General features: G+C 64.4%; 21 protein-coding genes. 5 read left to right on the forward strand and 16 right to left on the reverse strand.

Annotated features, from left to right (window positions below; all coding sequences use genetic code 11):
• Nucleotides 1-34: 34 nt before the first annotated feature.
• Complete coding sequence (locus tag NLM27_RS16235) at nucleotides 35-802, forward strand: amino acid ABC transporter ATP-binding protein (protein WP_305887595.1); 768 nt, start codon at nucleotides 35-37, stop codon at nucleotides 800-802.
• A 42-nt stretch (nucleotides 803-844) separates the two neighbouring features.
• Here NLM27_RS16235 and NLM27_RS16240 read toward each other — a convergent pair whose 3' ends face one another.
• From NLM27_RS16240 to NLM27_RS16265, 6 genes are all read right to left on the reverse strand, one after another.
• The gene (locus NLM27_RS16240; protein ID WP_254144262.1) at nucleotides 845-1498 is read right to left on the reverse strand and encodes a TadE/TadG family type IV pilus assembly protein; all 654 of its coding nucleotides are present in this window, start codon (nucleotides 1496-1498) and stop codon (nucleotides 845-847) included.
• Nucleotides 1498-2055 (reverse strand): TadE/TadG family type IV pilus assembly protein, encoded by a 558-nt coding sequence (locus NLM27_RS16245; protein WP_254144263.1) that lies wholly within the window; start codon nucleotides 2053-2055, stop codon nucleotides 1498-1500. Before NLM27_RS16245 ends, NLM27_RS16240 begins: the two co-directional genes overlap by 1 nt.
• A 10-nt stretch (nucleotides 2056-2065) precedes the next feature.
• Nucleotides 2066-3493 carry a TadE/TadG family type IV pilus assembly protein gene (locus NLM27_RS16250; RefSeq protein WP_254144264.1) on the reverse strand — a complete coding sequence of 476 codons (1428 nt, stop codon included), beginning with the start codon at nucleotides 3491-3493 and terminating at the stop codon, nucleotides 2066-2068.
• Nucleotides 3494-3843: 350 nt separating this feature from the next.
• Nucleotides 3844-5538, reverse strand: coding sequence for a GMC family oxidoreductase (locus NLM27_RS16255; protein ID WP_254144265.1), 1695 nt, complete (start codon nucleotides 5536-5538; stop codon nucleotides 3844-3846).
• A gap of 112 nt (nucleotides 5539-5650) precedes the next feature.
• Entirely contained in the window at nucleotides 5651-7210 is a 1560-nt protein-coding gene (locus NLM27_RS16260) for an acyl-CoA carboxylase subunit beta (RefSeq protein WP_254144266.1), read from the reverse strand.
• Nucleotides 7140-8114 carry an IclR family transcriptional regulator gene (locus NLM27_RS16265; protein WP_254144267.1) on the reverse strand — a complete coding sequence of 325 codons (975 nt, stop codon included), beginning with the start codon at nucleotides 8112-8114 and terminating at the stop codon, nucleotides 7140-7142. The genes NLM27_RS16260 and NLM27_RS16265 overlap by 71 nt, the downstream gene beginning before the upstream one ends.
• A gap of 95 nt (nucleotides 8115-8209) precedes the next feature.
• On the opposite strand from NLM27_RS16265, the gene NLM27_RS16270 reads away from it, so the two are divergent.
• The 4 genes from NLM27_RS16270 to glsA all read left to right on the forward strand — a co-directional run bounded on the left by NLM27_RS16270 (nucleotide 8210) and on the right by glsA (nucleotide 13942).
• Nucleotides 8210-8431 carry an acetyl-CoA carboxylase biotin carboxyl carrier protein subunit gene (locus tag NLM27_RS16270; protein WP_028157702.1) on the forward strand — a complete coding sequence of 74 codons (222 nt, stop codon included), beginning with the start codon at nucleotides 8210-8212 and terminating at the stop codon, nucleotides 8429-8431.
• Nucleotides 8432-8600: 169 nt separating this feature from the next.
• Nucleotides 8601-9767 carry a TAXI family TRAP transporter solute-binding subunit gene (locus NLM27_RS16275; RefSeq protein ID WP_254144268.1) on the forward strand — a complete coding sequence of 389 codons (1167 nt, stop codon included), beginning with the start codon at nucleotides 8601-8603 and terminating at the stop codon, nucleotides 9765-9767.
• Nucleotides 9768-10003: 236 nt separating this feature from the next.
• Nucleotides 10004-12079, forward strand: a complete 2076-nt coding sequence (locus NLM27_RS16280) for a TRAP transporter permease (protein ID WP_254144269.1) — start codon at nucleotides 10004-10006, stop codon at nucleotides 12077-12079.
• A gap of 21 nt (nucleotides 12080-12100) precedes the next feature.
• Complete coding sequence (gene glsA / locus NLM27_RS16285) at nucleotides 12101-13942, forward strand: glutaminase A (RefSeq protein WP_254144270.1); 1842 nt, start codon at nucleotides 12101-12103, stop codon at nucleotides 13940-13942.
• 148 nt (nucleotides 13943-14090) lie between these two features.
• On the opposite strand, the gene NLM27_RS16290 is transcribed toward glsA, so the two are convergent.
• From NLM27_RS16290 to denD, 10 genes are all read right to left on the reverse strand, one after another.
• Nucleotides 14091-14393 (reverse strand): nucleoside triphosphate pyrophosphohydrolase family protein, encoded by a 303-nt coding sequence (locus NLM27_RS16290; protein ID WP_254148840.1) that lies wholly within the window; start codon nucleotides 14391-14393, stop codon nucleotides 14091-14093.
• Nucleotides 14394-14419: 26 nt separating this feature from the next.
• The gene (locus NLM27_RS16295) at nucleotides 14420-14947 is read right to left on the reverse strand and encodes a carboxymuconolactone decarboxylase family protein (protein WP_254144271.1); all 528 of its coding nucleotides are present in this window, start codon (nucleotides 14945-14947) and stop codon (nucleotides 14420-14422) included.
• 498 nt (nucleotides 14948-15445) lie between these two features.
• Entirely contained in the window at nucleotides 15446-15817 is a 372-nt protein-coding gene (locus tag NLM27_RS16300) for a Zn-ribbon domain-containing OB-fold protein (protein WP_254144272.1), read from the reverse strand.
• Nucleotides 15814-16950: a thiolase family protein gene (locus tag NLM27_RS16305; RefSeq protein WP_254144273.1), complete on the reverse strand. Its 1137-nt coding sequence runs from the start codon at nucleotides 16948-16950 to the stop codon at nucleotides 15814-15816. The genes NLM27_RS16300 and NLM27_RS16305 overlap by 4 nt, the downstream gene beginning before the upstream one ends.
• A 13-nt stretch (nucleotides 16951-16963) precedes the next feature.
• Nucleotides 16964-18163, reverse strand: a complete 1200-nt coding sequence (locus NLM27_RS16310) for a CaiB/BaiF CoA-transferase family protein (RefSeq protein ID WP_254144274.1) — start codon at nucleotides 18161-18163, stop codon at nucleotides 16964-16966.
• Between the two features lie 126 nt (nucleotides 18164-18289).
• Nucleotides 18290-18496, reverse strand: coding sequence for a hypothetical protein (locus NLM27_RS16315; protein WP_254144275.1), 207 nt, complete (start codon nucleotides 18494-18496; stop codon nucleotides 18290-18292).
• 127 nt (nucleotides 18497-18623) lie between these two features.
• Nucleotides 18624-19793 carry an acetyl-CoA acetyltransferase gene (locus NLM27_RS16320; RefSeq protein ID WP_254144276.1) on the reverse strand — a complete coding sequence of 390 codons (1170 nt, stop codon included), beginning with the start codon at nucleotides 19791-19793 and terminating at the stop codon, nucleotides 18624-18626.
• Nucleotides 19794-19852: 59 nt separating this feature from the next.
• Nucleotides 19853-20503, reverse strand: a complete 651-nt coding sequence (gene eda, locus NLM27_RS16325; protein WP_254144277.1) for a bifunctional 4-hydroxy-2-oxoglutarate aldolase/2-dehydro-3-deoxy-phosphogluconate aldolase — start codon at nucleotides 20501-20503, stop codon at nucleotides 19853-19855.
• Nucleotides 20504-20531: 28 nt separating this feature from the next.
• Complete coding sequence (locus NLM27_RS16330; protein WP_254148841.1) at nucleotides 20532-21512, reverse strand: sugar kinase; 981 nt, start codon at nucleotides 21510-21512, stop codon at nucleotides 20532-20534.
• A gap of 23 nt (nucleotides 21513-21535) precedes the next feature.
• Nucleotides 21536-22522, reverse strand: a complete 987-nt coding sequence (denD, locus tag NLM27_RS16335) for a D-erythronate dehydrogenase (RefSeq protein WP_254144278.1) — start codon at nucleotides 22520-22522, stop codon at nucleotides 21536-21538.
• Nucleotides 22523-22531 lie beyond the last annotated feature (9 nt).

The raw sequence follows: 22531 nt of genomic DNA on the forward strand, positions 1-22531 counted from the left end.
GGATATCAAGCAGCCACGCATTCGGGAGACGAACATGCCTCAAGAGACTGTCGGCAATGCCACGCAGCCCGGCGCAATCGTCATCATTGAGAACGTGATGAAGCGGTTCGGCGCATTCACCGCGCTGAACGAGATCAATCTCAAGGTCGGCAAGGGCGAGAAGATCGTGCTCTGCGGACCGTCAGGCTCCGGCAAGTCGACGCTGATCCGGTGCATCAACCACATCGAGAAACACGACGGAGGCAGGATCGTCGTCGACGGCGTCGAGTTGAGCCATCGTGTCGCCGACATCAACAGCGTTCGCTCTGAGGTCGGGATGGTGTTTCAGAGCTTCAACCTGTTTCCGCACCTCACGGTCGCCGAGAACTGCATGCTGGCCCCGATGAAGGTGCGCGGCATTTCACAAGCGGAAGCGCGCGATCGCGCACTCGGCTTGCTGCGAAAGGTTCGCATTCACGATCAGGCGGACAAATATCCCGCACAACTATCAGGCGGTCAGCAGCAACGCGTCGCCATTGCGCGGGCGCTGTGCATGCAGCCCAAGATCATGCTGTTCGATGAACCGACGTCCGCTCTCGACCCAGAGATGGTCAAGGAAGTGCTGGACACCATGGTCGAGCTGGCGCGAGAGGGAATGACGATGGTCTGCGTGACGCACGAGATGGGTTTCGCCCGCGAGGTCGCCGACCGGGTGGTCTTCATGGACCGCGGAAGCATCATCGAGGAGGCAGATCCGGAAACGTTCTTCCGAGCTCCTCGCACGGAACGGGCAAGGGGTTTCCTGAGCCAGATCATTCACTAGGGTCTGGCGCGGCCCGGTCGGGGAAAGATCGACCGCGCGACGCTAGCAGCTCTTCTGCTGCAAATGCTGGACGCAGGTGCAGGTGGTCGTCGCCGGATATTTCACGTCGTAATAGGGAAAGCTCGAGGTGGCCGGGCTGTTGGTCGAGCAACGCGGGAACAGGTAGTAGCTGTCCGACAGCTTCACGGTGCCGGCGATGGTGAAGCCGAGGTTGGGCGCGTAGTCGTAGGACACCTCGCTCAAGATGAGCGAGATATTGGCGTTGCTGGTACCGCTCGGCGCGGTGAAGGATGACAGCGTCATCTGCTGACCGACGGCTCTCGCCCCCGTGGAGCTTGTCGATTTGCTCCATTGCACGGTCGCCTTGCCGCTGCTGTCAGTCGACACTTCCGAGACCGTGATCGTCATCAAGGAGGTCGTGCCGCTCTTGATGGGATATGGGGCCATGATGGCGGTCGCAGCTGCAAGGATGCCGTCCATCTGGGACGAGGTGACCGCCGTGTTCTGCGTGACCATGTCGGCGACACTGTGCGCGGTCGCGCTGACCTTGACGTTCATGGCGAGGCCGTTGCCGAGCTCGACGCCGCCGACATAGAGCACCAGCATGAACGGCACCACCATGGCGAACTCCGTCGCTGCGACGGCGCGGTCATCGGTCAACAGGTGCCGAGCGCGAGACGACAGGGCGGAGATCATCAGGTAGCTCCTGGCTCGTTCTGGAACGCAGCGGACGACATGATCAGCCTGTTGCCGTTGCTGAGATTCGAGAGGTTGAAACCGAGCGGCCCGAGGACGACCGGCCACACGTACATGACGCGGAGAACGACGATATCGCCGGCATCGCCCGGATCGTACTGCCAGACATTGGTAACCTTGCCCGAGCTGTCGAAGGTCAGGGTGGGCATCGCCGTGTTCGCTGATGTCCACGAGGTCGCCACCTGCATGTCGACCATCAGGCCGCTGCAATTGAACAGGATCACGATCTGATCGCAGACTTTCTGCTTGAAGACCGCCTGCGTCATCTGCGCGGACTGGACCTGCCCCGTCAGGACGAGGCGCGCCGACTGGCGCACCACGGATTCGAGCATCTGCTGGGCAAAGAAGACCAGGAAGGTCTGGATCAGCGCGATGATGAGGGCGAGGAACGGCGCCGCGATGAGCGCGAATTCGACGGCCGTGGCGCCCCTATCGTCCCGCGCGAAGGCGGCACAGCGGTTGCGGCGTCTCTTGGTTGTTGCGGCGGATCCGAGCATGGCCCCTTCCCTACTGCACGAGGCTGGCCGTGCTGGACGCGACCTTGAGGAAAAGGTTCGTCAGCGCCGCGGAAATGTCGCCGCCTGTCTGTACACTCGCATACAGGCCGGGCGACGCGCACGACTGCAGCCGTGTTGCGATCGTGCCCGTAGACGAGGATGGATTGTTGAATTGCGCGATCCGGCTGTTGTACCAGCTGTCGGTCGGCAGCTGCAGATATTCGGTGTAGAGGACCGCGATGCGAATCCCGCGGTTCTTGATCGTCGTGCATATCGACGTGTTGAGCGGCTGCTGGCATCGCACGGTCGAGCTGTTGCCCGTCGGGAGCGGATAGGTGGCGGCTGCGTCGCAGGTTCCAGGCTTCGGCATCAGCTTGTCTTCCACGCCGTCGGTGACGAGAAAGACCACCTCCTGCGGCGTGTCGCCCGACTGGTTGGTGCCGGTGCCGGGATTGGGCATGATGGTGTTGACGCCCGTCAGCCCGCCCGAGATATCCGTGCCGTAGTCGGTGCTGTAGACGCAGTTGCCCTTGCTGTCGAGAATGATGCAGTTCTGGTGGTCGACCGTCATGAGCTGAATGTTGGCGATCTTCGTGCCGGCGGTGGTCGGGGTGGTCAGCGTCTGGATCGTGTTGAGGGCGTAGTCGAAGGTGTAGATGGCGGCCCTGTAGGTGGTGTTGTTGAGCGCCGACATGCACTGCATGACACCGCCGGACACACCCGACTGTGGGCACGACCAGGGTCCGACCAGCAATTGCGTAACGGCATTCTGCACGAGGTCGATGCGCAGCGTGACGTTGTTGTTGCGTGCGATCGTGAGGTTGTCCTTGGTCGAGGAGGTTGCGCCGCTGTCCTTCTGCGGATTTGTCTCGTGGCACGCGAACGCGCAATTCTTCGAACCCGACGGCTGGTTCTTGGTGTAGTTGATCATGTTGGTGATGTCGGTCTGGGTCGCCGCGATCGCCATCGACGGAGAATCGTCCAGCAGCAGGTAGAAGTTCATGTTGGGCGCGCTCGACGCCTTCGCCGTTGCAGAACCGGAGACATCCCAAGTCTGCTTGCCGAGAACGCCGGGGAAATTATTGACGGACTTCGCGCTGTAGGAAACCGTGATGGACCGCGCGAGACCGGAATCGGTGACAGTGACCGTCGGCGTCGGCACCTCCGCCAGACCGGGAAGATTCGACTTCGCCGCAAAGACGGCTTTCGCGGTCGCCTTGACGACTTCGGCATCGGTCTGCGTCAGCATGGCGGGCCGCACGGCTGCGATCGCGGCGGCGTCGGCGGCTGCGTTCAACTGCTCCCGCTTGCGCAGGGCCAGCGTGTAGTCGAGCGTCATGCCCAGGAGAAAGATGGTCGGCACCATCATGAGCGCGAAGATAATGGCGACGTTGGCCTTCCGATCACTCGCGAAACGGAGCACTACGCGGCGGAGCATGACCTTCATCCTGATTGCCGCCGTTGCGGCAAAAACACTTCCTGAAATCTCGTGATGAGAGAGGCCGCAGCAGTCCTGCCGCCGGTCACCCGCGCATCGCAGTCGGGAATATGGATATGGCCTTCTTAATCAACACTTACGGGCAATCGACAAACATGGACCGCAGCAAAGTGCCGTGTTCCATATTGAGAAAGCATCATTAACGTCGCATAAACGCGATCGTGGAGAATGCCGGTAAGGATCAACCGGCGACAGGCCCAGATGGCGGCATCCTGGCCTGGCTTGCGGCATCCTCGCCTGGGACATGGAGGGCCCGCGGCTACTCCGGCCAGCCCGCCGCGGATGCCCCCTCACTGCATCGCAGCAGCGATCTTTTCCGCCGACATCAGGACCGGGAAGTTGGTGTTGGCGCATGGCACCACCGGGAAGATCGAGGCGTCGACGACGCGCAGGCCCTGCACGCCTTTGACGCGGCCCTGGCTGTCGACCACGGCCATGGGATCGTCGGCCCGGCCCATGCGACACGAGCAGGAGGCGTGCCACACGCCGATGGTCGCCTTGCGCACGAAGGCTTCCAGCGCCTCGTCGTCGTTGATCACCTGATCGAAGGTGAAGCCCTCGACCACGAAATTGTCGATCATGTAGTGACGCAGCGCCGCCGGCCCGTCCATCAAGGTCGCGGCGATCCTGGTGAGGATCTTGTTCCTGGTGTTGACCACGCCGATCTTGCGGACCTTGTCCGTGTAGGCGGCCGGGAACGGCTTGTCCGTCACCTTCTTGACGACGTCGCTCATCTGAATGGCCGCCATCTTGCGGAAGCCACTCATCAGGCGATCGAGGTCACGCCGGTCGGACAGCAGGTTGAATTCGACGATCGGCTCCGCGGCGGGATCGCTCGAGGCGAGCTTGACCTGTCCAGTCTCGGAATAGGTCTTGTTGACAAAGGTCAAGAGCGAGCCGATCTGCTCGCCGACCGCATGCCAGGCGGATTTGCTGAGCAGAACGACGAACATGTCACCCTTCGGCACGGCCGGCAGACCGGAGGAGTAACGCAGGCCAAGCTGCATGTGTCGCCTTGTATGCTCGTTCATGCGCGCTCCGCGGCGAACGAAGGAGGACAGCGAGATCGAGGGATGATCCATCAGCCGCTGGCCGACGCCCGGCAAGCCCATCAGCACGGGAATGCCGAGGTCCTTGAGGTGACCGACCGGCCCGATGCCGGCGCGCAACAGATGCGCCGGCGAATGGATGGCGCCGCTGGAGAGAATGATCTCGCGTCCGCGGAATTCCTGCTCCCGCCCGTCGACCACAGCCTTCACGCCGACGCATTGCGTGCCTTCGAACAGCAGCTCCCGAACCTGTGTGCCGGTGGAGATCGTGAGGTTGGCACGCTTGCGGGTGTCGCGATCGAGATAGCCCATGGCGGCCGAGACGCGTTGCTCGGCCTGGTTGGAATGCGTCACCGGGAAATAGCCATCGACGAATTCGCCGTTTTGGTCAGCTAAGAACTGGTGGCCGGCCTGCTGGAAGGCCTCGGCAAAGGCCTGCGAATGCCGCGTCCAGTGCTCGCGCGGGATGCGGCGCACCGGAATCCTGCCGTCCTTGCCGTGGTACGGCCCATCGAAATCGAGGTCGCGCTCGACTTTCCTGAAGAAGGGCAGCACGTCCTTCCAGCTCCACCCCGCAGCGCCCCGCGCCTCCCATTCGTCGTAGTCGGTCGGCGCGCCGCGATTGGCCATCTGGCCGTTGATCGACGAGCCGCCGCCGAGCACCCGCGCCTGCTCGTATTTGCGCAAGGGCGGACGTCCCTCGTTCGGATTGTTGTGGCTGACGATCTGGGTCGTGACCTTGAGCTCGGTCCAGTGGAAGCGCGGATCGAAATAGGCCGTGCCCGGATAGCTGTCCCTGATCTCGGCCGGCTCGTTGCCGGGCGGTGTGTCCTGCCCGGCTTCGCACAGCAGGACCTTGTTGGCGCTTTTTGCGGAGAGCCGGTGGGCCAGCACGGACCCTGCCGAGCCGCCGCCCACGATAATGAAGTCGTACACGATTAGCGCGTCCTCTTGTTCTTGCCGGGGGAACGTAGCGCGTCGTTGTCTGGAGGTCACGCCATCGCTGCCGCGACAAGACTGTCGCGGCAGTCGCGATGATGCCTGATTATCAAGGCCTGATCGTCATGTTTTCAGGCGGCCCTGCCTTGCGCAGCGGCTCGGCGAGGCGCGCGAACTCGCACAGGAGCGATCTCGTCTTCCTGGGATCGATGATCTCCTCGACCCAGAACTTTTCGGCCGAGCGGAACGGCGAGCGCAGTTTGTTGAGGCGCTCCTCGATCTCCCTCAGCTTCGCCACCCTGTCCTCGGCCGCATCGATGTCGGCGCGGTAGGCCGCTTCAATGCCGCCTTCGAGCGGCAGCGAGCCCCAATAGGCGGACGGCCAGGCGTAGCGAATCGAGAACCGGTCGGCCGGCTGATGCACGACGCCGGCGACGCCGAAAGCATTGCGCAGGATCACGGTACACCAGGGCACGGTGGTCTGGTTCACCGCGGCCATCGCGCGGACACCGTGGCGGATGGTGGCGGCCTTCTCGGCATCGAGGCCGATCATGAAGCCGGGGCAGTCCATGAGATAGACGACCGGCAGGTGGAAGGTTTCGGCGAAATCGACCCAGCGCACCACCTTCTGGCAGGCATCCGCGGTCCAGGAGCCGCCATAGTGAAAGCTGTCGCTGGCGAGCAGCAGCACCGCCCTGCCCTCGAGCCGCGCGAGGCCGACGATAACAGGCTTGCCGAAATTCTTGGCGACCTCGAAAAACGAGCCCCTGTCGACGACCGACTCGATGATGGGCCGCATCTTGTAGACCTGCTTGCGGTTGCGCGGCACCGCGTTGAGCAGCGCTTCCTCGGTGCGCTCCGGATCGTCCCTGCACGGCAAGGTCGGCGGCAGCTCGTAGACCGACGACGGCAGATAGGAGAGGAAGCGCCGCGCGCAGGCAAAGGCCTCCTCCTCGGTGTCGACGGCATGATCGACCGCGCCGGCGCGGGTCTGGATGTCGGCACCGCCGAGCTCTTCCTTCGAGAGGTCCTGCCCCAGCGCCTTCACCACCGGCGGGCCTGCGACGAACATCGCGGACTTCCGGGTCATGATGGAATAGTGGCTGGCGGCAAGACGCGCAGCGCCCAAGCCCGCCACCGAGCCGAGGCCGAGCGCGACCACCGGCACGCGCGACAGATTCTCCGTCGTGAAGTGATACCAGCGCGTGCCGCCGATGCCGCCGGGCAGATTGGCTGCGCCCTTGGTCTCGATGGTCTTGACCGAGCCGCCGCCGCCGGAGCCTTCGATGATGCGGACGATGGGCAGGCGGAAGTCGTGCGCCATCTCCTCCGCCATCAGCGGCTTTGCGGAAATGGACGCATCGGCGGAGCCGCCGCGCACCGTGAAATCGTCACCGACCACGACGATCGTGCGGCCATCGACGCGCGCCCGGCCGAACACGCAGTTCGCCGGCGTCAATTTCTGCAGCTCGCCGCTGGAATCGTACTCACCGATGCCGGAGACGGCACCGATCTCGTGAAAACTTCCTTTGTCGATCAGTCCGTCGATGCGCTCCCGAACAGTCAGCCGGCCCTGGTCATGCTGTCGCTTGACCTTGTCAACGCCGCCCATCTCCCGCGCGAAGGCTTCGCGCCGGGCGAGCTCGTCGAGTTCCGGCTTCCAGTTCATTCACTCCCTCCGAGTTGATCGGCTTGTTATTGTTGTGCACGGCCATTGCGACCGGTTTACGCGAGATACGGTTGTTGAAGACGTCACCTTCCGCGCCTTCCATCAGGCTGCCGAGTGAGCGGCCGAGCGTGAGCATCAACGGGGCGACTTCGGCATGCAGACGCTGCTCGTCATACATCGCAGCGAGCAAGCCGATCGTGATGACGACGAAGGTCTGATATTGCGGCGACCAGATCGGCACCGCGAGCCCGTTGATATGCGGGCTCCACAGACCGCAGGCCACGACATAGCCGCGCTCACGCAGTGACTGCCGGTTGGCCTCGATGCGGGGCCTGAGGATCTTCACGGCCTCGGGGGCTTCCCGCTCCATCTCCGCAATGAAGGCGTCGCCCACCTCGGGCGCCAACGCCGCGGTGTAGGCCGCGCCTGCCGCGGTCGAAGCCATCGAGATACGGCTGCCGGTGCCCTCGTGCAGGCCGAGCGCGCTCGGCGAGCGCGCGAACTGGAGATAGACGAGATGGAAGCGATCGGGCACGACGAATCCGACCGTGCCGGGAAGCTGCTCGGCGACCTCCTGCAGCCGCTGGCGGATCATGCTGCGCAGCTGCGCGCCCTTCATCATCGAAGCGCTCATCGCCACCGCACTCGGGCCAATGCGATATTTCTGATCGCGCGGCAGATAGACGAGCTGGCCCATGCGGGTCAGCGTGTGCGTGAGCCGCGACACCGTCGAGCGCGGCAAACCGCAGCGATTTGAAATCTCGAGATTGCCGAGCCTGCTATCGTGGCCCTCGAAGCATCGCAGCACGTCGAACGCGCGCGACACCACCTGGATGACATCACCCTCGCCTGCGTCGCCAGCGAGTGCACCTTGCCTACTCAACCGCTCCGATCGTCGTCCCATGTTCCCTACCGGTCTGTTCCGCTCTGCGGAATTAAATTCCACTTGCAGACGACGCTACCTCAGGCATTTTGCGACGACAACAAAAAGGCGATGGCATGCCAGAAATTAAGATCGTCACGGAGGTCGCGGGTCGCATCTGTTCAACTCCCGTGCAAGTTGGAGGAACCGTTGCGGATGGCGACGACGTTGTAGTGGTCGAAGCGATGAAGATGGAGATACCCGTGCCTTCGCCTGCGAGCGGCACCATCACGTCGCTTCTCGTCAAGCTCGACGACGTCGTCGCCGAAGGACAGGCGATCGCGATCGTTGCAAACTGATTGCGCTATGCGCCGCTTCCGCGACAATCTGTCAGCCTCATTCCTGCACGCATGGGGTACGGCGTTGCCATCGCTTGATCGCGGTGACATGATCTGTTTCAAATAAAAAACTGTTTCAAACAAAGAACGAAAATCTTCGCGGCAAAAGCGGAGATCATTGGAGGGAAACATGCTTCGTGGGCTGCTCGTGCTCGCGCCTGCCTTGGTGGCGGGCATTTCTGTTGTGTCTACACGCTATGCATCCGCCGAGGATATCAAGCTGCCGGCGACATTGACGTTCACCGCCTATGACACCGGCACCGCCGGCTTCAACATCGCGGTCGGCGTCGGCAAGATGATGAAGGATAAATACGGCACCGATGTGCGCGTACTCCCCGCAGGCAACGACGTGGCACGCCTTGCACCGTTGCGCGCCAAGCGGGCGGCCTCCGCGGCGATGGGATCGGGCACCTATTTCGCGCAGGAAGGCGTGTTCGAGTTCGGCTCGAAGGAATGGGGTCCGCAGCCGCTCCAGATCCTGCTCTCGTCCGTCGACTGCAATTGCGGCTCGCTGGGCGTGGCGGCCGACACCGGCGTGAAGGAACTGAAAGACCTCAAAGGCAAACGCGTCGGCTTCGTGGTCGGCTCGCCCGCGCTGAACCAGAACTCGCTCGCGGTGCTCGCCTTCGCAGGGCTGACGCAGAAGGACGTCAAGGCCGTTGAGTTCGCAAGCTACGGCGCGATGTGGAAGGGGCTCATCAACAACGACGTCGATGCCGCCTTCGGCACCACCATCACCGGCCCGGCCAAGGAAGCCGAGACCTCGCCGCGCGGCTTGATCTGGCCGCCGCTGCCGGCCAAGGACAAGGAGGGCTGGGCGCGAATGCAGAAGGTCGGCTCGTTCTTCTTTCCGCAGCTTGCGACCTGCGGCGCCGGCATCTCGCCACAGAAGCCGGTCGAGCTCGGCAATTACCCCTACCCGATCTTCGTGGCTTATGCTTCGCAGCCGGCCGATCAGATCTATGCGATCACCAAGTCGATGATCGTGAACTACGACGCCTACAAGGACTCAGCGCCCGGCGCCGGCGGCCTCGGCGCCGACCGCCAGACCAAGAACTGGGTGGTACCGGTGCATCCCGGCGCGGTGAAGGCGCTGAAGGAAGCCGGCCAATGGAGCGATGCGCAGGAGGCGCACAACAGCAAGCTGATCAAGCGCCAGGAGGTGCTCGGCGCCGCCTGGACGGAGTACGGCAAATCCAATCCGCCGTCCGACGACAAGGCGTTTCTCGACGGCTGGATGAAGGCGCGCGGCGCAGCGCTTGCGAAGGCCGACATGCCGAACGGGTTTGATGAATAGTGTTGCGACGGAGCTGATGGTCGCCAGGACGCGGTGCGCTCCCTCTCCCGCCTGCGGGAGAGGGTTGGGGAGAGGGTGTCTCCACGGCGGGATTCCCCCAGAGGCGAGAGCCCTCACCCGGCGCTGGCGCGCCGACCTCTCCCGCAAGCGGGAGAGGTTGAGCCCGCGGCCGCATTCGATTCAACCAACGGCCATTCGCTTTAGTTAACGTTAGCTGCCCACGCGCGGGATCGATCATGTCGTCTGCTTCCACCTCCACCGGCTCCACGGACGAAGTCAAGCGAGTCGTGTTCGACGATCCGCATGGCGCCGCCGGCAACATGCAGGAGGCGGAGGTCACGCGCGTGCGCACCCTGCGCGGCGCCTGGCGCTGGACGCTGGTGGTCGCGACGGCAGCGACCATCCTGCTCTGCATCAACCAGCAATTCTCGCTGCGCTTCTTCATCGGCTACACCCAGCTCAACACGGAGTATTTCTATCTCCTGATCGCGCTGATGCTGCCGTTCACCTTCCTGATCTTTCCAGGGACGGCGCGCGCTCCGCTCGATCGCATTCCCTGGTACGATCTCGTCCTGTTCGTCGCGACGTTCGCTGCGGCCATCATGCTGATGTCGAACGTGCGCAAGGCGGCGGAGGCGGGCTGGGAATTCGGCGGCGCGCCGAACGGTGTGATCGCCGCGGGCCTCGTGATGTGGGTGATGCTGATGGAAGCGCTGCGGCGCACCGGCGGCTGGAGCCTGCTCCTGAGCGTGTTCCCCTTCACCGTCTATCCGCTGTTCGCCGAGGCCGGCTGGCTCGGACCGTTCTGCGGCACGCAATCGACGCTGGAGCAGGCCACCGCCTATCACGTGCTCTCCGGCGAAAGCCTGCTCGGCATTCCCATCCAGGCCTTTGCCGACACCGTGATCGGCTTCCTGGTGTTCGGCACCGCGCTGATGATGACGGGGGCCGGCAAATTCTTCATCAACCTCTCTTTCGCAATGTGCGGCACCTTCCGAGGCGGCGCGGCGAAGGTCTGCATCTTTGCCAGCGGCCTGCTCGGCATGATGTCCGGCTCGATCATCTCCAACGTTCTCACCGCCGGCACCATGACCATTCCCGTCATGAAGAAGAGCGGCTTCCGCGCCTCCTATGCCGGCGCGATCGAGGCTTGCGCCTCGACCGGCGCGGTGCTGGCGCCGCCCGTGATGGGCGCGACCGCCTTCGTGATCGCGCAGTTCCTCAACGTCAGCTACGCAGAAGTCGCCGTCGCCGCGATCATCCCGGCCGCGCTCTATTACGTCGGCCTGTTCATGCAGGTCGATACCTACGCTGCGCGTCACGGGCTGAAAGGCATCCCGCGCGCCGAGCTGCCGCGGGTCATGGATACGATCAAGGACGGCTGGTACTACGTGTTCGTCATCGCGCTCCTGATCGTGATGCTGCTCTATTTCAAGCGCGAGAGCCACGCGCCGTTCTACGCCACGGCCCTGCTGCTGGTCCTCAACCAGCTCTTCTCCAAGGACACGCGCTGGACGTTCGCGACCATCGGCAAATTCCTGGAGGTCAACGGCCGCACCTTCGTCGAACTGGTCGGCATCCTCGCCGGCTGCGGTCTTCTGATCGGCGCGTTCTCGATGACCGGCGTGGTATCGAGCCTCGCCAACGATCTGCTCCACATTGCCGGAGACAATGCCTTCTTGCTGCTCGGCATGTGCGCCCTCACCAGCCTCATTCTCGGCCTCGGACTGACGACGACGGCCTGCTACATCTTCCTCGCCATCCTGGTCGCGCCCGCGCTGGAGAAGCTCGGGCTCAACCGCATGGCGGTCCACATGTTCATCTTCTACTGGGGCATGCTGTCGTCGATCACGCCTCCGGTCGCGATCGCCTCCTTCGCTGCCGCAGGCATCGCCGGCTCGCCAGCGATGAAGACCGGCTGGGAATCGATGTGGGTCGGCAGCATCATCTATTTCATCCCGTTCTTCTTCGTGCTCAATCCGGCGCTGGTGCTGCAGGGGCCGAGCCCCTACTTCGCCGGCCTCGGCCTGATGGGGCTTGCCGCGTTCGGCACGCTGTTCATCTGCGGCGGCATCCAGGGCTACCAAGCCTTTGTCGGCGACCTCCGCGGCGCCGGCGTGCTGGAGTGGCCCATCCGCGTATTGCTGGTGATCGGCGGCTTCGTAGTGGCAACGCCCGGCGGCGGAATCATGCCGCTGTCGCAGATGCAGGTGACGCTGCTCGGCCTGGCGATCCTCGTGCCCACGACCTTGCTCGCCCTGCTCCTGGTTCGCCGGCAGACCATCGTACCGGACGGGTTGCGCGCGCCCTGATTGCGTTGCACAAGAGAGGCGATGGAACCGCTGTCGCCCTCCGCCTGGACCCGCTCAAAGCCGCCCTTGCTGCGGTTTCTGGAAACTTGCCTCAACGAATTCTCGGCCGAGACCTCAGGCAGCGTTGCCGACTACATCCCCGAGCTTGGTAAGGCCGACCCTGCCTGTTTTGGCATCAGCCTCGCGACGCTGGACGGCCATGTCTACGAAGTCGGCGACTCCAGGGTGCCCTTCACCATCCAGTCGATGTCGAAGCCGTTCGTGTTCGCGCTGGCGCTGGACCTCTTGGGCGCAGGCAAGGTCGAAAGCGCGATCGGCGTCGAACCCTCCGGCGATCCCTTCAACTCGATCCGGCTCAATTCCGACAACCACCCGTTCAACCCGATGGTCAATGCCGGCGCGATCGCCTGCACCGGGCTGATCTACGACAGCAAGGGCACGGGCGCCTTCGAGCAGATCCGCCTGGCGCTCAGCCGCTTTGCCGGCCGCGATCTCGCTGTGGACGAGGCCGTCTACAGCTCGGAGAGCCAAACCGGCGACCGCAACCGTGCCATCGGCTATCTCCTCAAGACCAACGCCGTGATCTCCGACAACGTCGCCGGCGTGCTCGACGTCTATTTCCGGCAATGCGCGGTGCTGGTCACCGCGCGCGACATCGCGGTGATGGCGGCGACGCTCGCCAATCGCGGCATCAATCCGGTGACGGGCGAACAGGTGCTGAGCGCTTACGCGATCTCGCGCACACTCTCGGTGATGACGTCCTCGGGCATGTACGACTATGCCGGCGAGTGGATCTACCGGATCGGCATTCCCGCCAAGAGCGGCGTCGGCGGCGGCATTCTAGCCGCGCTCCCTGCCCGGCTCGGCCTCGGCAGCTATTCGCCCAAGCTCGACAAGCACGGCAACAGCGTGCGCGGCATCAAGGTCTGCGAGGCGCTGTCCTCGCATTACGATCTGCACATGCTCAACCGCAGCGACGACGCGCGCAACGCCGTCATCGCCGACTACGACATCGGCAAGAGCCCGTCGCGGCGCGTCCGTCGGCCGCAGGAGCGCGAGATCCTGGCGGCGCATGAGCAGGAGGTGCGGGTCATCGAACTGGTCGGGACGCTGTCGCTGTCGGCCGTCGACTACGTCTCGCGCCGGCTCGCAGGCCAGCCGCGGCCGCAATTCGTGATTTTCGATCTTCACCGCGTCACCTCGACCACGCGCGCCGGTGCGCGGCTCGTCGCCGAGGCCTTCGAGGAGCTCGCGGCGCTGAACGTGACCGTCGTGCTATCCGGCGTCAGGCGCGCCTCGAGGGAATGGGACACCTTGCGGGAATGGACCGCGGAGCTGAAGAACGTCCGCGATTTCTACCTGCTCGACGCCGCGATCGAATGGGCCGAGGACCAGATCGTCTATCGCTATGGCGGCTCGATTGACTTCCACGAGACCACCGAGCTTGCCGAGCAGCCGCTGCTCGCCGGGCTGAGCGAGGACGAGCTGGCCGATCTCGCTGTACTCTGCACCGTCAGGAGCTTTCCGTCCGGCGCAAAAATCGTCACGACCGGCGATGTCGCCGACGCCGTGTTCTTCCTGCGCAGCGGCGCGGTCCACGTCACGCTGCCCGATGGCGTCAGGCTGGCGACGCTCACCGCCGGCATGGCCTTTGGCGAGATGGCGCTGCTGGAGGCAACGCGATCCGCCGACGTGTTCGCCGACATGGCAGCCACCGCGTTCGAAGTGCCTTTGATGGATTTCGAGCGCTTCCGCAAACAGCACCCGCGCGCCAGCGAGCGCATCATGCGCAACCTGGCCCAGCTATTGGCCGACCGCCTGATCGTCGCCAATGCGAAGGTGGATATTTTGACGTCGACGTGAGCGCCGGCGGAAGCTCAAAAGAGTTCGTCATGCCCGGGCTTGTCCCGGGCATCCACGTTCTTTGCGCTGCGTGGCAAGGCGTGGATGGCCGGGACAAGCCCGGCCAAGACGCCGTGGAGGCTGTCGGCGCCCTCAGCTCACACCTTGCTCAGCGGCTCGCCGCCTCGCCTAGCCGCCGCTTGATCTTGGCGGCGCTTGCCTCGAGCAATTCCGATGGTTTCTGGCCGGTCGCGGCGCACAGGCAGGCCCAGTAGTAGATGACATCGCCGAGCTCATCGACGAGACCTGCCTTGTCGAGCCAGTCATCGCGCAGCAGCTTCTTGATGTGATCGGCCACCTCGCCGGCCTCGCCGGCAAGGCCGAGACCGAGATAAGACAGCCGTTCGTTGGTCGGGTGCTCTTCGACTTTCGCAATGGTCGCGGCCCAGGCCGCATATTCGTCGATCGTCATCGGCATGCCTCGCCGCTTCTATCGGATCAGCCGACCACTTCCGTCACCGGCTGAAGATCGATCTCGAAGGTCTCCAAGAACTTTGACGTCATGATGTAGAAGCCGACCGAGAGCTGGAGCTCGACCAGAGCGGCCGGCGTCAGCCTCGATGCGATTGCCTTGAAGGTCGCATCCGTCGGCTTGTTCAGTTTCACGATCTCGTCGGTGAAGGCGAGCGCGGCACGCTGCACCTCATTGTAGCAGGCCGCCGTCTGCCAGTTTGAGAGCGCCTCGTTCTGCTCGTCGGTGACGCCGACGTTCTTGCCGATGCGCTTGTGCGCGACAATCTCGTACGGCGCCTCGCACAGGATTCCGGTACGCGTGATCGCGAGCTCGCGCACGACCGGGTCGAGCTCACCCTTGTGGCGGATGGCGCCCCCTAAACGGCAGTACTGCTCGAAATAGCTCGGCGAGTGCGCCATCATGCGGAAAATGTTGGCGTTGCGGTTCTTGTCGAGGATTTCGCGGGTGCGATCGGACGCCTTGGACGGGTCGCTGTAGTTGATGCGGGCCATGATTTTCCTGAAGTTTTCCCAGAAGTTCTTCCCTAAAACTTTCTCGGGCTATTGATGCTTTTTGTCGTTGTCGATGAGAGTTCCGCGAAACTCTATTCTTGCGCCGACGCAGGAGCAACATCATCGAGTCAAATTGCCGCCGCATTGCTGATCGACCTTGGCACAGTCGATATTCGCCGCGTGGGGACAAATCGCGGTGAATACTCGCAAGTGGGGTGTTCCGAGTAAAATAATTGGCCGTCTTGCGCTCACCACGCAACGATGAGTCACGCCCAAGTCTAGGGAGAAAACGGCATGAAGGAAGCCACCAAGGGGGCGGCCTCGGAAGCGCTCGCGCATATGCTGGCGGTGACGGCGATGCTCGTCATCGCCAGCATCTTGTTCTACGGGCGCTAGGTCAAAGTTTTCGTCATTCCGGGGTGGCGCCTCGCACAGCGCCAGGCCCAGAATCCCGTTCCAGGTTCGGTCCCTTGGACCGCCCCCGAATGACGAATTCCTCTATTGGTCTCTCTGTTTCTCTTTCGTGAAGAACGGTACGAGCTTGCCGGCAAAGGGTTTGAAGCTCGCAGTGACCGAATCGCCGATGGCGAGATCGTTCTCACCGTGGGCCATCATGCGAAACCCCTCGACACAATCGACCAGCAGGATGTTGTAGGGCACGTGCGCGCGCGTCTCTGATGTGGCGGCACGGCAGACCAGCGAGGTCGCGTAGACCCTGCCCTTGCCGCTGGCGCGCGCTTCGTGCGGATCGGACACGCCGCAGGCGGCGCAGAAGGCGCGGTGGAAATACTGCACATGGCCGCATCCGGCGCAGGTTTGATAGGTGATCGCCGGTTCGCCCCTGGTCCAGTCGGCTAGACGCTCGCTCATCGCACCCGCTCCAGGAACATGCTCACATGGGACGACAGCACGCCGCCATCGCCGTGCAACAGCGCGATCGAGGCGTCGCGCACCTGTCGATTCGCCGCCCGCCCCGTCATCTGCAAATGCGCCTCGACCAGATGCGCCATGGCGCCGCCGACGCCGCAATGGCCATAGCTAAGCAGGCCGCCATGGGTGTTGAGCGGCATCGCGCCATCGCGGTTGAAATGGCCTGATCGCACGCGGGCGGCCGCCTCGCCGCGTCCGGCGAGGCCGAGGTCTTCCAGCAGCATCGCGAGCGTGATGGTGAAACTGTCGTAGATGGCGGCATAGCGCACATCGGAGATCACAAGGCCGGTGGCCTCCTTGGCGCGCGCGATCGCGATTTCTGCGCCGAGCTCACTGAGGCCGGGTGCGGCCGTGACATGCTGATGGGTGTGGGCCTGCGCGCAGCCGCGGATGCGCACGCCCGCTTCCCCGGTCCGATCGCGGCTGATGACAAAGGCAGCGCCGCCATCGGACACCGGGCAGCAATCGAGCAGCTTGAGCGGCATCGCCACCGGCTTCGAGGCCATGACGTCGGCGACCGTGATGGGATCGTGGAATTGCGCGCCGGGATGGGTGCAGGCGTGCTTGCGCATCAGCACCGCGAACTCGGCGAGATCCTGTTCGGTCACGCCGTATTCGTGCATGTAGCGGTTGGCGACGAGGCCGTAATAGGCGGGAATGGTCGGGCCGAGCGGCACCTCGTAGTCGGGATGGCCGACCTGCGCCAGCGCCTGGATCGAGGCGTCACGGCTCTGCCCGGTGAGCCGGTTCTCGCCGGCGACGACGAGCACGTGGCGCGCGACGCCTGCTTCGACGAGGTGATGTGCCAGCATCGTCATCGCCAGGCCCGTGGCGCCGCCGACCTGGACGGCGTGCGCGTAAGCAGGGCGGATGCCGAAGTGCTCGGCAAAGACGGTCGCCAGCATGATGTGCGGCGAGACCGTGGAGTAGCCGCAGAGGATGCCGTCGATCTCGGAACGCTTCAGGCCGGCATCGTCGAGCGCGGCTTGCGCGGCCTTGCTCATCAGGTCGAGCGAGGAGGAGCCTTCGTGCCTGCCGTACGGCGTGAGGCCGACGCCGGTGATGAAGCTCATGGGGCACACCTCCCTACTCCGGCGCCGAGCGCGTAACGCCGTCGCTGACCATGGTGGCGATTTCGTCCTGGGAATAGCCGATCTCGCGCAGTATCTCCGCGCCGTGCTCGTTGAGCCGTGGCGCCAGCCGCACCGGCTCCGCTTCGGTCTCCGACCAGGTCGCGGTCACTTTCATGCTGCGGATTGGGCCTTCCGTCGGGTGGTTCACCACCGGGAAGAAGTTCGTCGTCTCCAGATGCGGATCGTGCAGGATCGACGCGAGATCGTGCATCGGCATGACCGGCACATCGGCCTTGGTCAGAAGGTCGATCCACTCCGCGGTGGTGCGCGTCTCAAAAACGCGCGCGAGCTCGGCATAGACGACGTCGATATTGGCGGCGCGACCGGCGAAGGTCGCGAATTTGGGATCGGTCCGCAGATCGTCACGTCCCGTCGCCGCAAAGAAGTTCTCCCACTGCTTGTCGTTGTAAACGATGACGCTGAGATAGCCGTCCGAGGTCTTGTAAGGTCGGCGGTCGCGCGAGAGGTGGCGGGCGTAACCACCCTTGTCGAGCGGCGGCTCGTAGGTAAGCCCGCCCATGTGGTCGCCCATGACGAAGCCGGCCATGGTCTCGAACATCGGGATGTCGACGCGCTGGCCGCGCCCGGTGCGGTCGCGATGAACGAGGCTGGCGCAGATCGCGCCGACGGCGGTGAGGCCGACGATGCGGTCGACCAGCGCGTTCGGCACGTAGCGCGGCACGCCGTCGCCGGTCTGCGCCATCAGTGCCGGCAATGCGGTGGCGCCCTGGATCAGATCGTCATAGGCGGGCTTTGCCGCATACGGCCCGTCCTGGCCGAAGCCGAACACGCCGGCATAGACCAGGCGCGGGTTGATTGCGGAGACGACGTCATAGCCGAGCTGAAGCCGCGCCATCGCCTGCGGGCGGACGTTGTAGACGAGCACGTCGGCGTCCTTCAGCAGTCGCAGCACCGCCTCGCGCCCCGCAGGCTTCTTCAGGTCGAGGCAGATCGAGCGCTTGCTGCGGTTGGTGTTGAGGAACACCGGGCCCATGCCGGCGTGCCGCGTCGGGCCGATCAGGCGGGTCACGTCGCCGTCCAGCGATTCCACCTTGACGACGTCGGCACCGTAGTCGCCGAGCATCTGGGTCGCGTAGGGCCCCATCAGCACGGTGGTCATGTCGATGACCTTGATGCCTTTCAGCGGCCCCATTCGTTTCGCTCCCGATTGCGCGGGGCTCGAACGTCCCTGCGATCTCGATCCAGCTAACGGCAGTGCCGCCGCTCGCGCAAGGGCGACCGACGTATGGCGGCATGCATCGCGCGGCGCCGTCGCCTGCTATTTCTTCTGGCGGGATTCGCGGATCTTGATGAGACGATCGAGCTCGTCGTTCTGCTGGTTGATGCGGTCGGCGATCCGCGACTCGTTCTGCTCGCCCGAGGCGGCGGCGGCCTGCTCGATGAGCTGGCGGATATTGTCCTCGATGATCGCGATGCGATCGTTGAGTGCGTCCATCGACAGCGAGTCTTCGTAGGCATTGCTCATGATGCTTTTCCCGCAAACCAATCAGGAGCGTTAAGGTGGGCAAAGCGAAGCGTGCCCACCTTGATCTAGCGCAAGAACGAGGATGGGCAAGGCGCATGGCGCCTTTGCCCACCCGCAGGACTAAAGCTTACTTCAACGGCTCCAGCACGGAAACGTAGTTGGCGACCGCCGCACCGCCCATGTTGAAGATGCCGCCGAGCTTGGCATTCTTGAGCTGCATGCCCTCGGGGGCCTGACCCGCAAGCTGCATCGCGGTCATCACATGCATGGAAACGCCGGTGGCGCCGATCGGATGGCCCTTGGCCTTCAGGCCGCCGGACGGATTGACCGGCAGCTTGCCGTCCTTGAGCGTCCAGCCCTCCTTGATGGCGCGGGCGCCCTGCCCCTTCGGCGTCAGGCCCATGGCTTCGTACTCGATCAGCTCGGCGACCGTGAAGCAGTCATGGGTCTCGACGAAGGAGAGATCGGAGAGCTGCACGCCCGCCTTCTCCAATGCACGCTGCCAGGCAATCGTGCAGCCCTCGAACTGGAGGATGTCGCGCTTGCTCATCGGCAGGAAGTCCTGGGCGTGCGCGGTGGCGCGGAAGCCGATCGACTTGCTCATGGTCTTGGCGGTCTCGGCGTCGGCCAGCACCAGCGCCGCGGCGCCGTCGGAGACCAGCGAGCAGTCGGTGCGCTTCAGGGGACCGGCGACGTAAGGGTTCTTCTCGCTCTCGGCGCGGCAGAAATCGAAGCCAAAATCCTTGCGCATCTGGGCGAAGGGATTGGCGACGCCGTTCTTGTGGTTCTTGGCCGCAATCAGCGCCAGGGCATCGGACTGGTCGCCGTATTTCTGGAAATAGGAGCTGGCGATCTTGCCGAACACGCCGGCGAAGCCGCCGACCGTCTCGCCGTCCTCCGGCAGATAGGAGGCCTTGAGCAGGTTCTTGCCGATCTCCGGACCCGGCGTGCGCGTCATCTGCTCGACGCCGACGACCAGCACGATCTTGGCGGCGCCTGCGGCAATCGCGCGCAGGCCCTGGTGCACGGCGGCCGATCCGGTAGCGCAGGCGTTCTCGACCCGGGTTGCCGGCTTGAAGCGCAGCTTCGGGTCGGCCTGGAGCACCAGCGAAGCGGTGAAGTCCTGGGGCGAGAAGCCGGCGTTGAAATGGCCGAGCACGATCTCGTCGACGTCGGAGGCCGAAATGCCGGCGTCCGCCAACGCCTCATTAGCCACGCGGGTGACGAGGCTTTCGACGGTTTCAGTGTCGAACTTGCCGAACGGCGTGTGCGCCCATCCGACGATGCTGGCGGTCATGGTCTTTTCTCCCTAGGGTCTCTTCCTGAGCTAAGTCTTAGCCCAGGGATGGCAAGACTTCACGCCGCTTTCAGGGCCTTGAGTGTGCGCTGGCAGATGGCAGTTATGCCGGCCCAGTTCCCGGCCCTGATCTCCGCCGTCGGGCACAGCCAGGAACCGCCGACCGCAACCACGTTGGGCTCGGCCAGCCAGGTCGCCGCATTGGCTTCGCCGACCCCGCCGGTCGGACAGAACCGCACGTTCGGGAACGGACCGCCGAGCGCGCGAAGGCCCTTGATGCCGCCGGCCTGCTCGGCCGGGAAGAATTTTGCGACGTCGAAGCCGTAGGACAGCGCCATCATCAGCTCGGACGCCGTGGCGATGCCCGGCGCGAATGGCAAGGAGCTGTCGGTTGCGGCTTTGAGGAGATCGGGGGTCAGGCCCGGGCTGATGCCGAACTTGACGCCGAGCTTCTCGACACGGGTGAAGTCGGCTGGATTGAGGATCGTGCCGATACCAACGCTCGCCTCGGGGACCTCGGACATCATCGCCCTCGCCGCCTCGATCGCAACGGGGGTGCGCAGGGTCACCTCCAGCGTGCGGACGCCGCCGGCGACCAGCGCGCGCGCCAGCGGCACGGCATCCTGGATACGCTCGATGGTGAGGACGGGAATAACGGTCGCGTCCCTGAACAGCGCGACGAGGTGGTTCTGTTGGGCGGCTGTGGTCATCTCGTGGATCTTATCTTGGATCTTCGTTTCACTTGGTCGCCTGGCGCGTAGTCGCCGGCCGGTGCCGCTTCTTCGGCGGCATGGCATAGCCCGGAATGATGGCGCCGGGATAGCAGATCACGAGGCTGGCAAGACGATGCCCGGCCTGCGCGGCCTCGACCGGATCCGAGCCGGCGAGCCGGGCCGCGATATAGGCCGCGGCAAAGCTGTCGCCGGCCGCCGTGGTATCAACGACGGGCTTGGTCATTGGTTCGGCGCGGATCTCGCTGGTCCCGCCGGGAAAGCGTAGCAGGCTCACCGGCTCGGCCAGCCGGAACACCAGCTCAGGGCTCGGGATGCGCGCCATCAGCTGCTCGTGGCTCTCGCCGGGATAGAGCGCGAGCAGGTCCTCGGTCGAGGTCAGCACGATGTCGGCGGCCGCGAAGGCGGCGGCGAACACCTCGCGCGCGACATCGCGATCCGGCCAGCCTCGTGCGCGAAAATTGGTGTCGAACACGAAGCGGGTACCGAGCAGGCGCGCGCGCTTGATCGCGGCGAACAGGCGCTCGCGTCCGGGCGCGTCGTAGATCGAGAGCGTGATCGCGGAGAGGTAGACGATGTCGTAGCTCATCAGCGAGTTGAGCAGCTCGTCGGTCTCCGGCAGATTCATCAGCTGGCGCGCCGCCGCGCTGTCGCGCCAGTGGAAGAACTGGCGCTCGCCCTTGGCATCCAGCTGGATCATGTAGAGGCCGGGCAGCTTGCCCGGCAGCCGTACGACGCGCCTGGTGCCGACGCCCTCGGCATTCCAGGCCGCGATCATCTCATCGCTGAGGCCGTCGTCGCCAAGCGCGGTGAGATAGTCGACCTTGACCTCGAGCCGCGCGAGATACACCGCCGTATTGAGGGTGTCACCGCCGAAGCCGCGCGAGTAAAGCCCGCCAGCCTGCCCGCCGGACTGCCCGGCAGATTGCCCGCCTTGGGCCTGCCGGAGCTCGACCATGCATTCGCCGATGCAAGCAACGCTCGCCATCATTTGACCCGCTCAGTCAGAGATCAGGCGACGAAATTGCCGCCGAGCTCGTCTTCGATATGAATGCGGATGATGTCGTCGAAATTCTTCTCGGCAGTGGTGAAGCCGAGCTCGAGCGACCGCTTTGCATTGAAATTGCGCGGCCAGCCGCCGACGATTCCGACGATGAAGGGATCCGGCTCGCGCTTGATGCGTGCGGCGACCTTCTCGCCCGCGACGCGCTTCAAGGCAGCGATCTGCTCGCCGACCGTGGCCGACAGGCCCGGCATGGTCAGATTGCGGCGCGGGCCGACGGTCGCGAGATCCATGGTGCCGGCGTGGAGCAGGAAGCCGACGGCGGAGCGCGGCGTGGCGTGCCAGTGGCGGACGTCCTCGGACACCGGGAGGATCGCCTCCTTGCCGGCCAGCGGCTCGCGCAGGATGTTGGAGAAGAAACCCGATGCCGCCTTGTTGGGCAGGCCCGGGCGGATGCAGATGGTCGGCAGGCGGATGCCGATGCCGTCGAGGAAACCGCGGCGCGAATAATCGGCGAGCAGCAATTCGCCGATCGCCTTCTGGGTGCCGTAGCTGAGCAGCGGGGTGTGGAAGAATTCGTCACCGATCGCATCGGGGAACGGCGCGCCGAATACCGCGATCGAGGAGGTGAAGACCACGCGTGGCTTGTAGCCGCCGCCGACGAGCCTGATCGCATCGAGCAGCATCCGCGTGCCGTCGAGATTGATGCGATAGCCCTTGTCGAAATCGAGCTCGGCTTCCCCCGAGACGATGGCCGCGAGGTGGAAGATCACGTCGGGGCGGCCGGCGATCAGCTTCTCGGCAGCGCCCGGCACAGCGAAATCGCCCGAAGCGGTCTCGACGGCAAAACCGGCCTTCTCCGGCTTCTTGGGTTCGACCACGTCATGCATGGTCAGCTTGGTGATGTCGCTCTTGCCGAGTCGACCGTCGCGCAGCAGCCGTTCACAGAGTTTGCGGCCGACCATGCCGGCGGCGCCCAGAACCAGAATGTGCAAGAGCCTACT

The sequence above is a fragment of the Bradyrhizobium sp. CCGB12 genome, assembly GCF_024199845.1.
GTDB lineage: Bacteria > Pseudomonadota > Alphaproteobacteria > Rhizobiales > Xanthobacteraceae > Bradyrhizobium.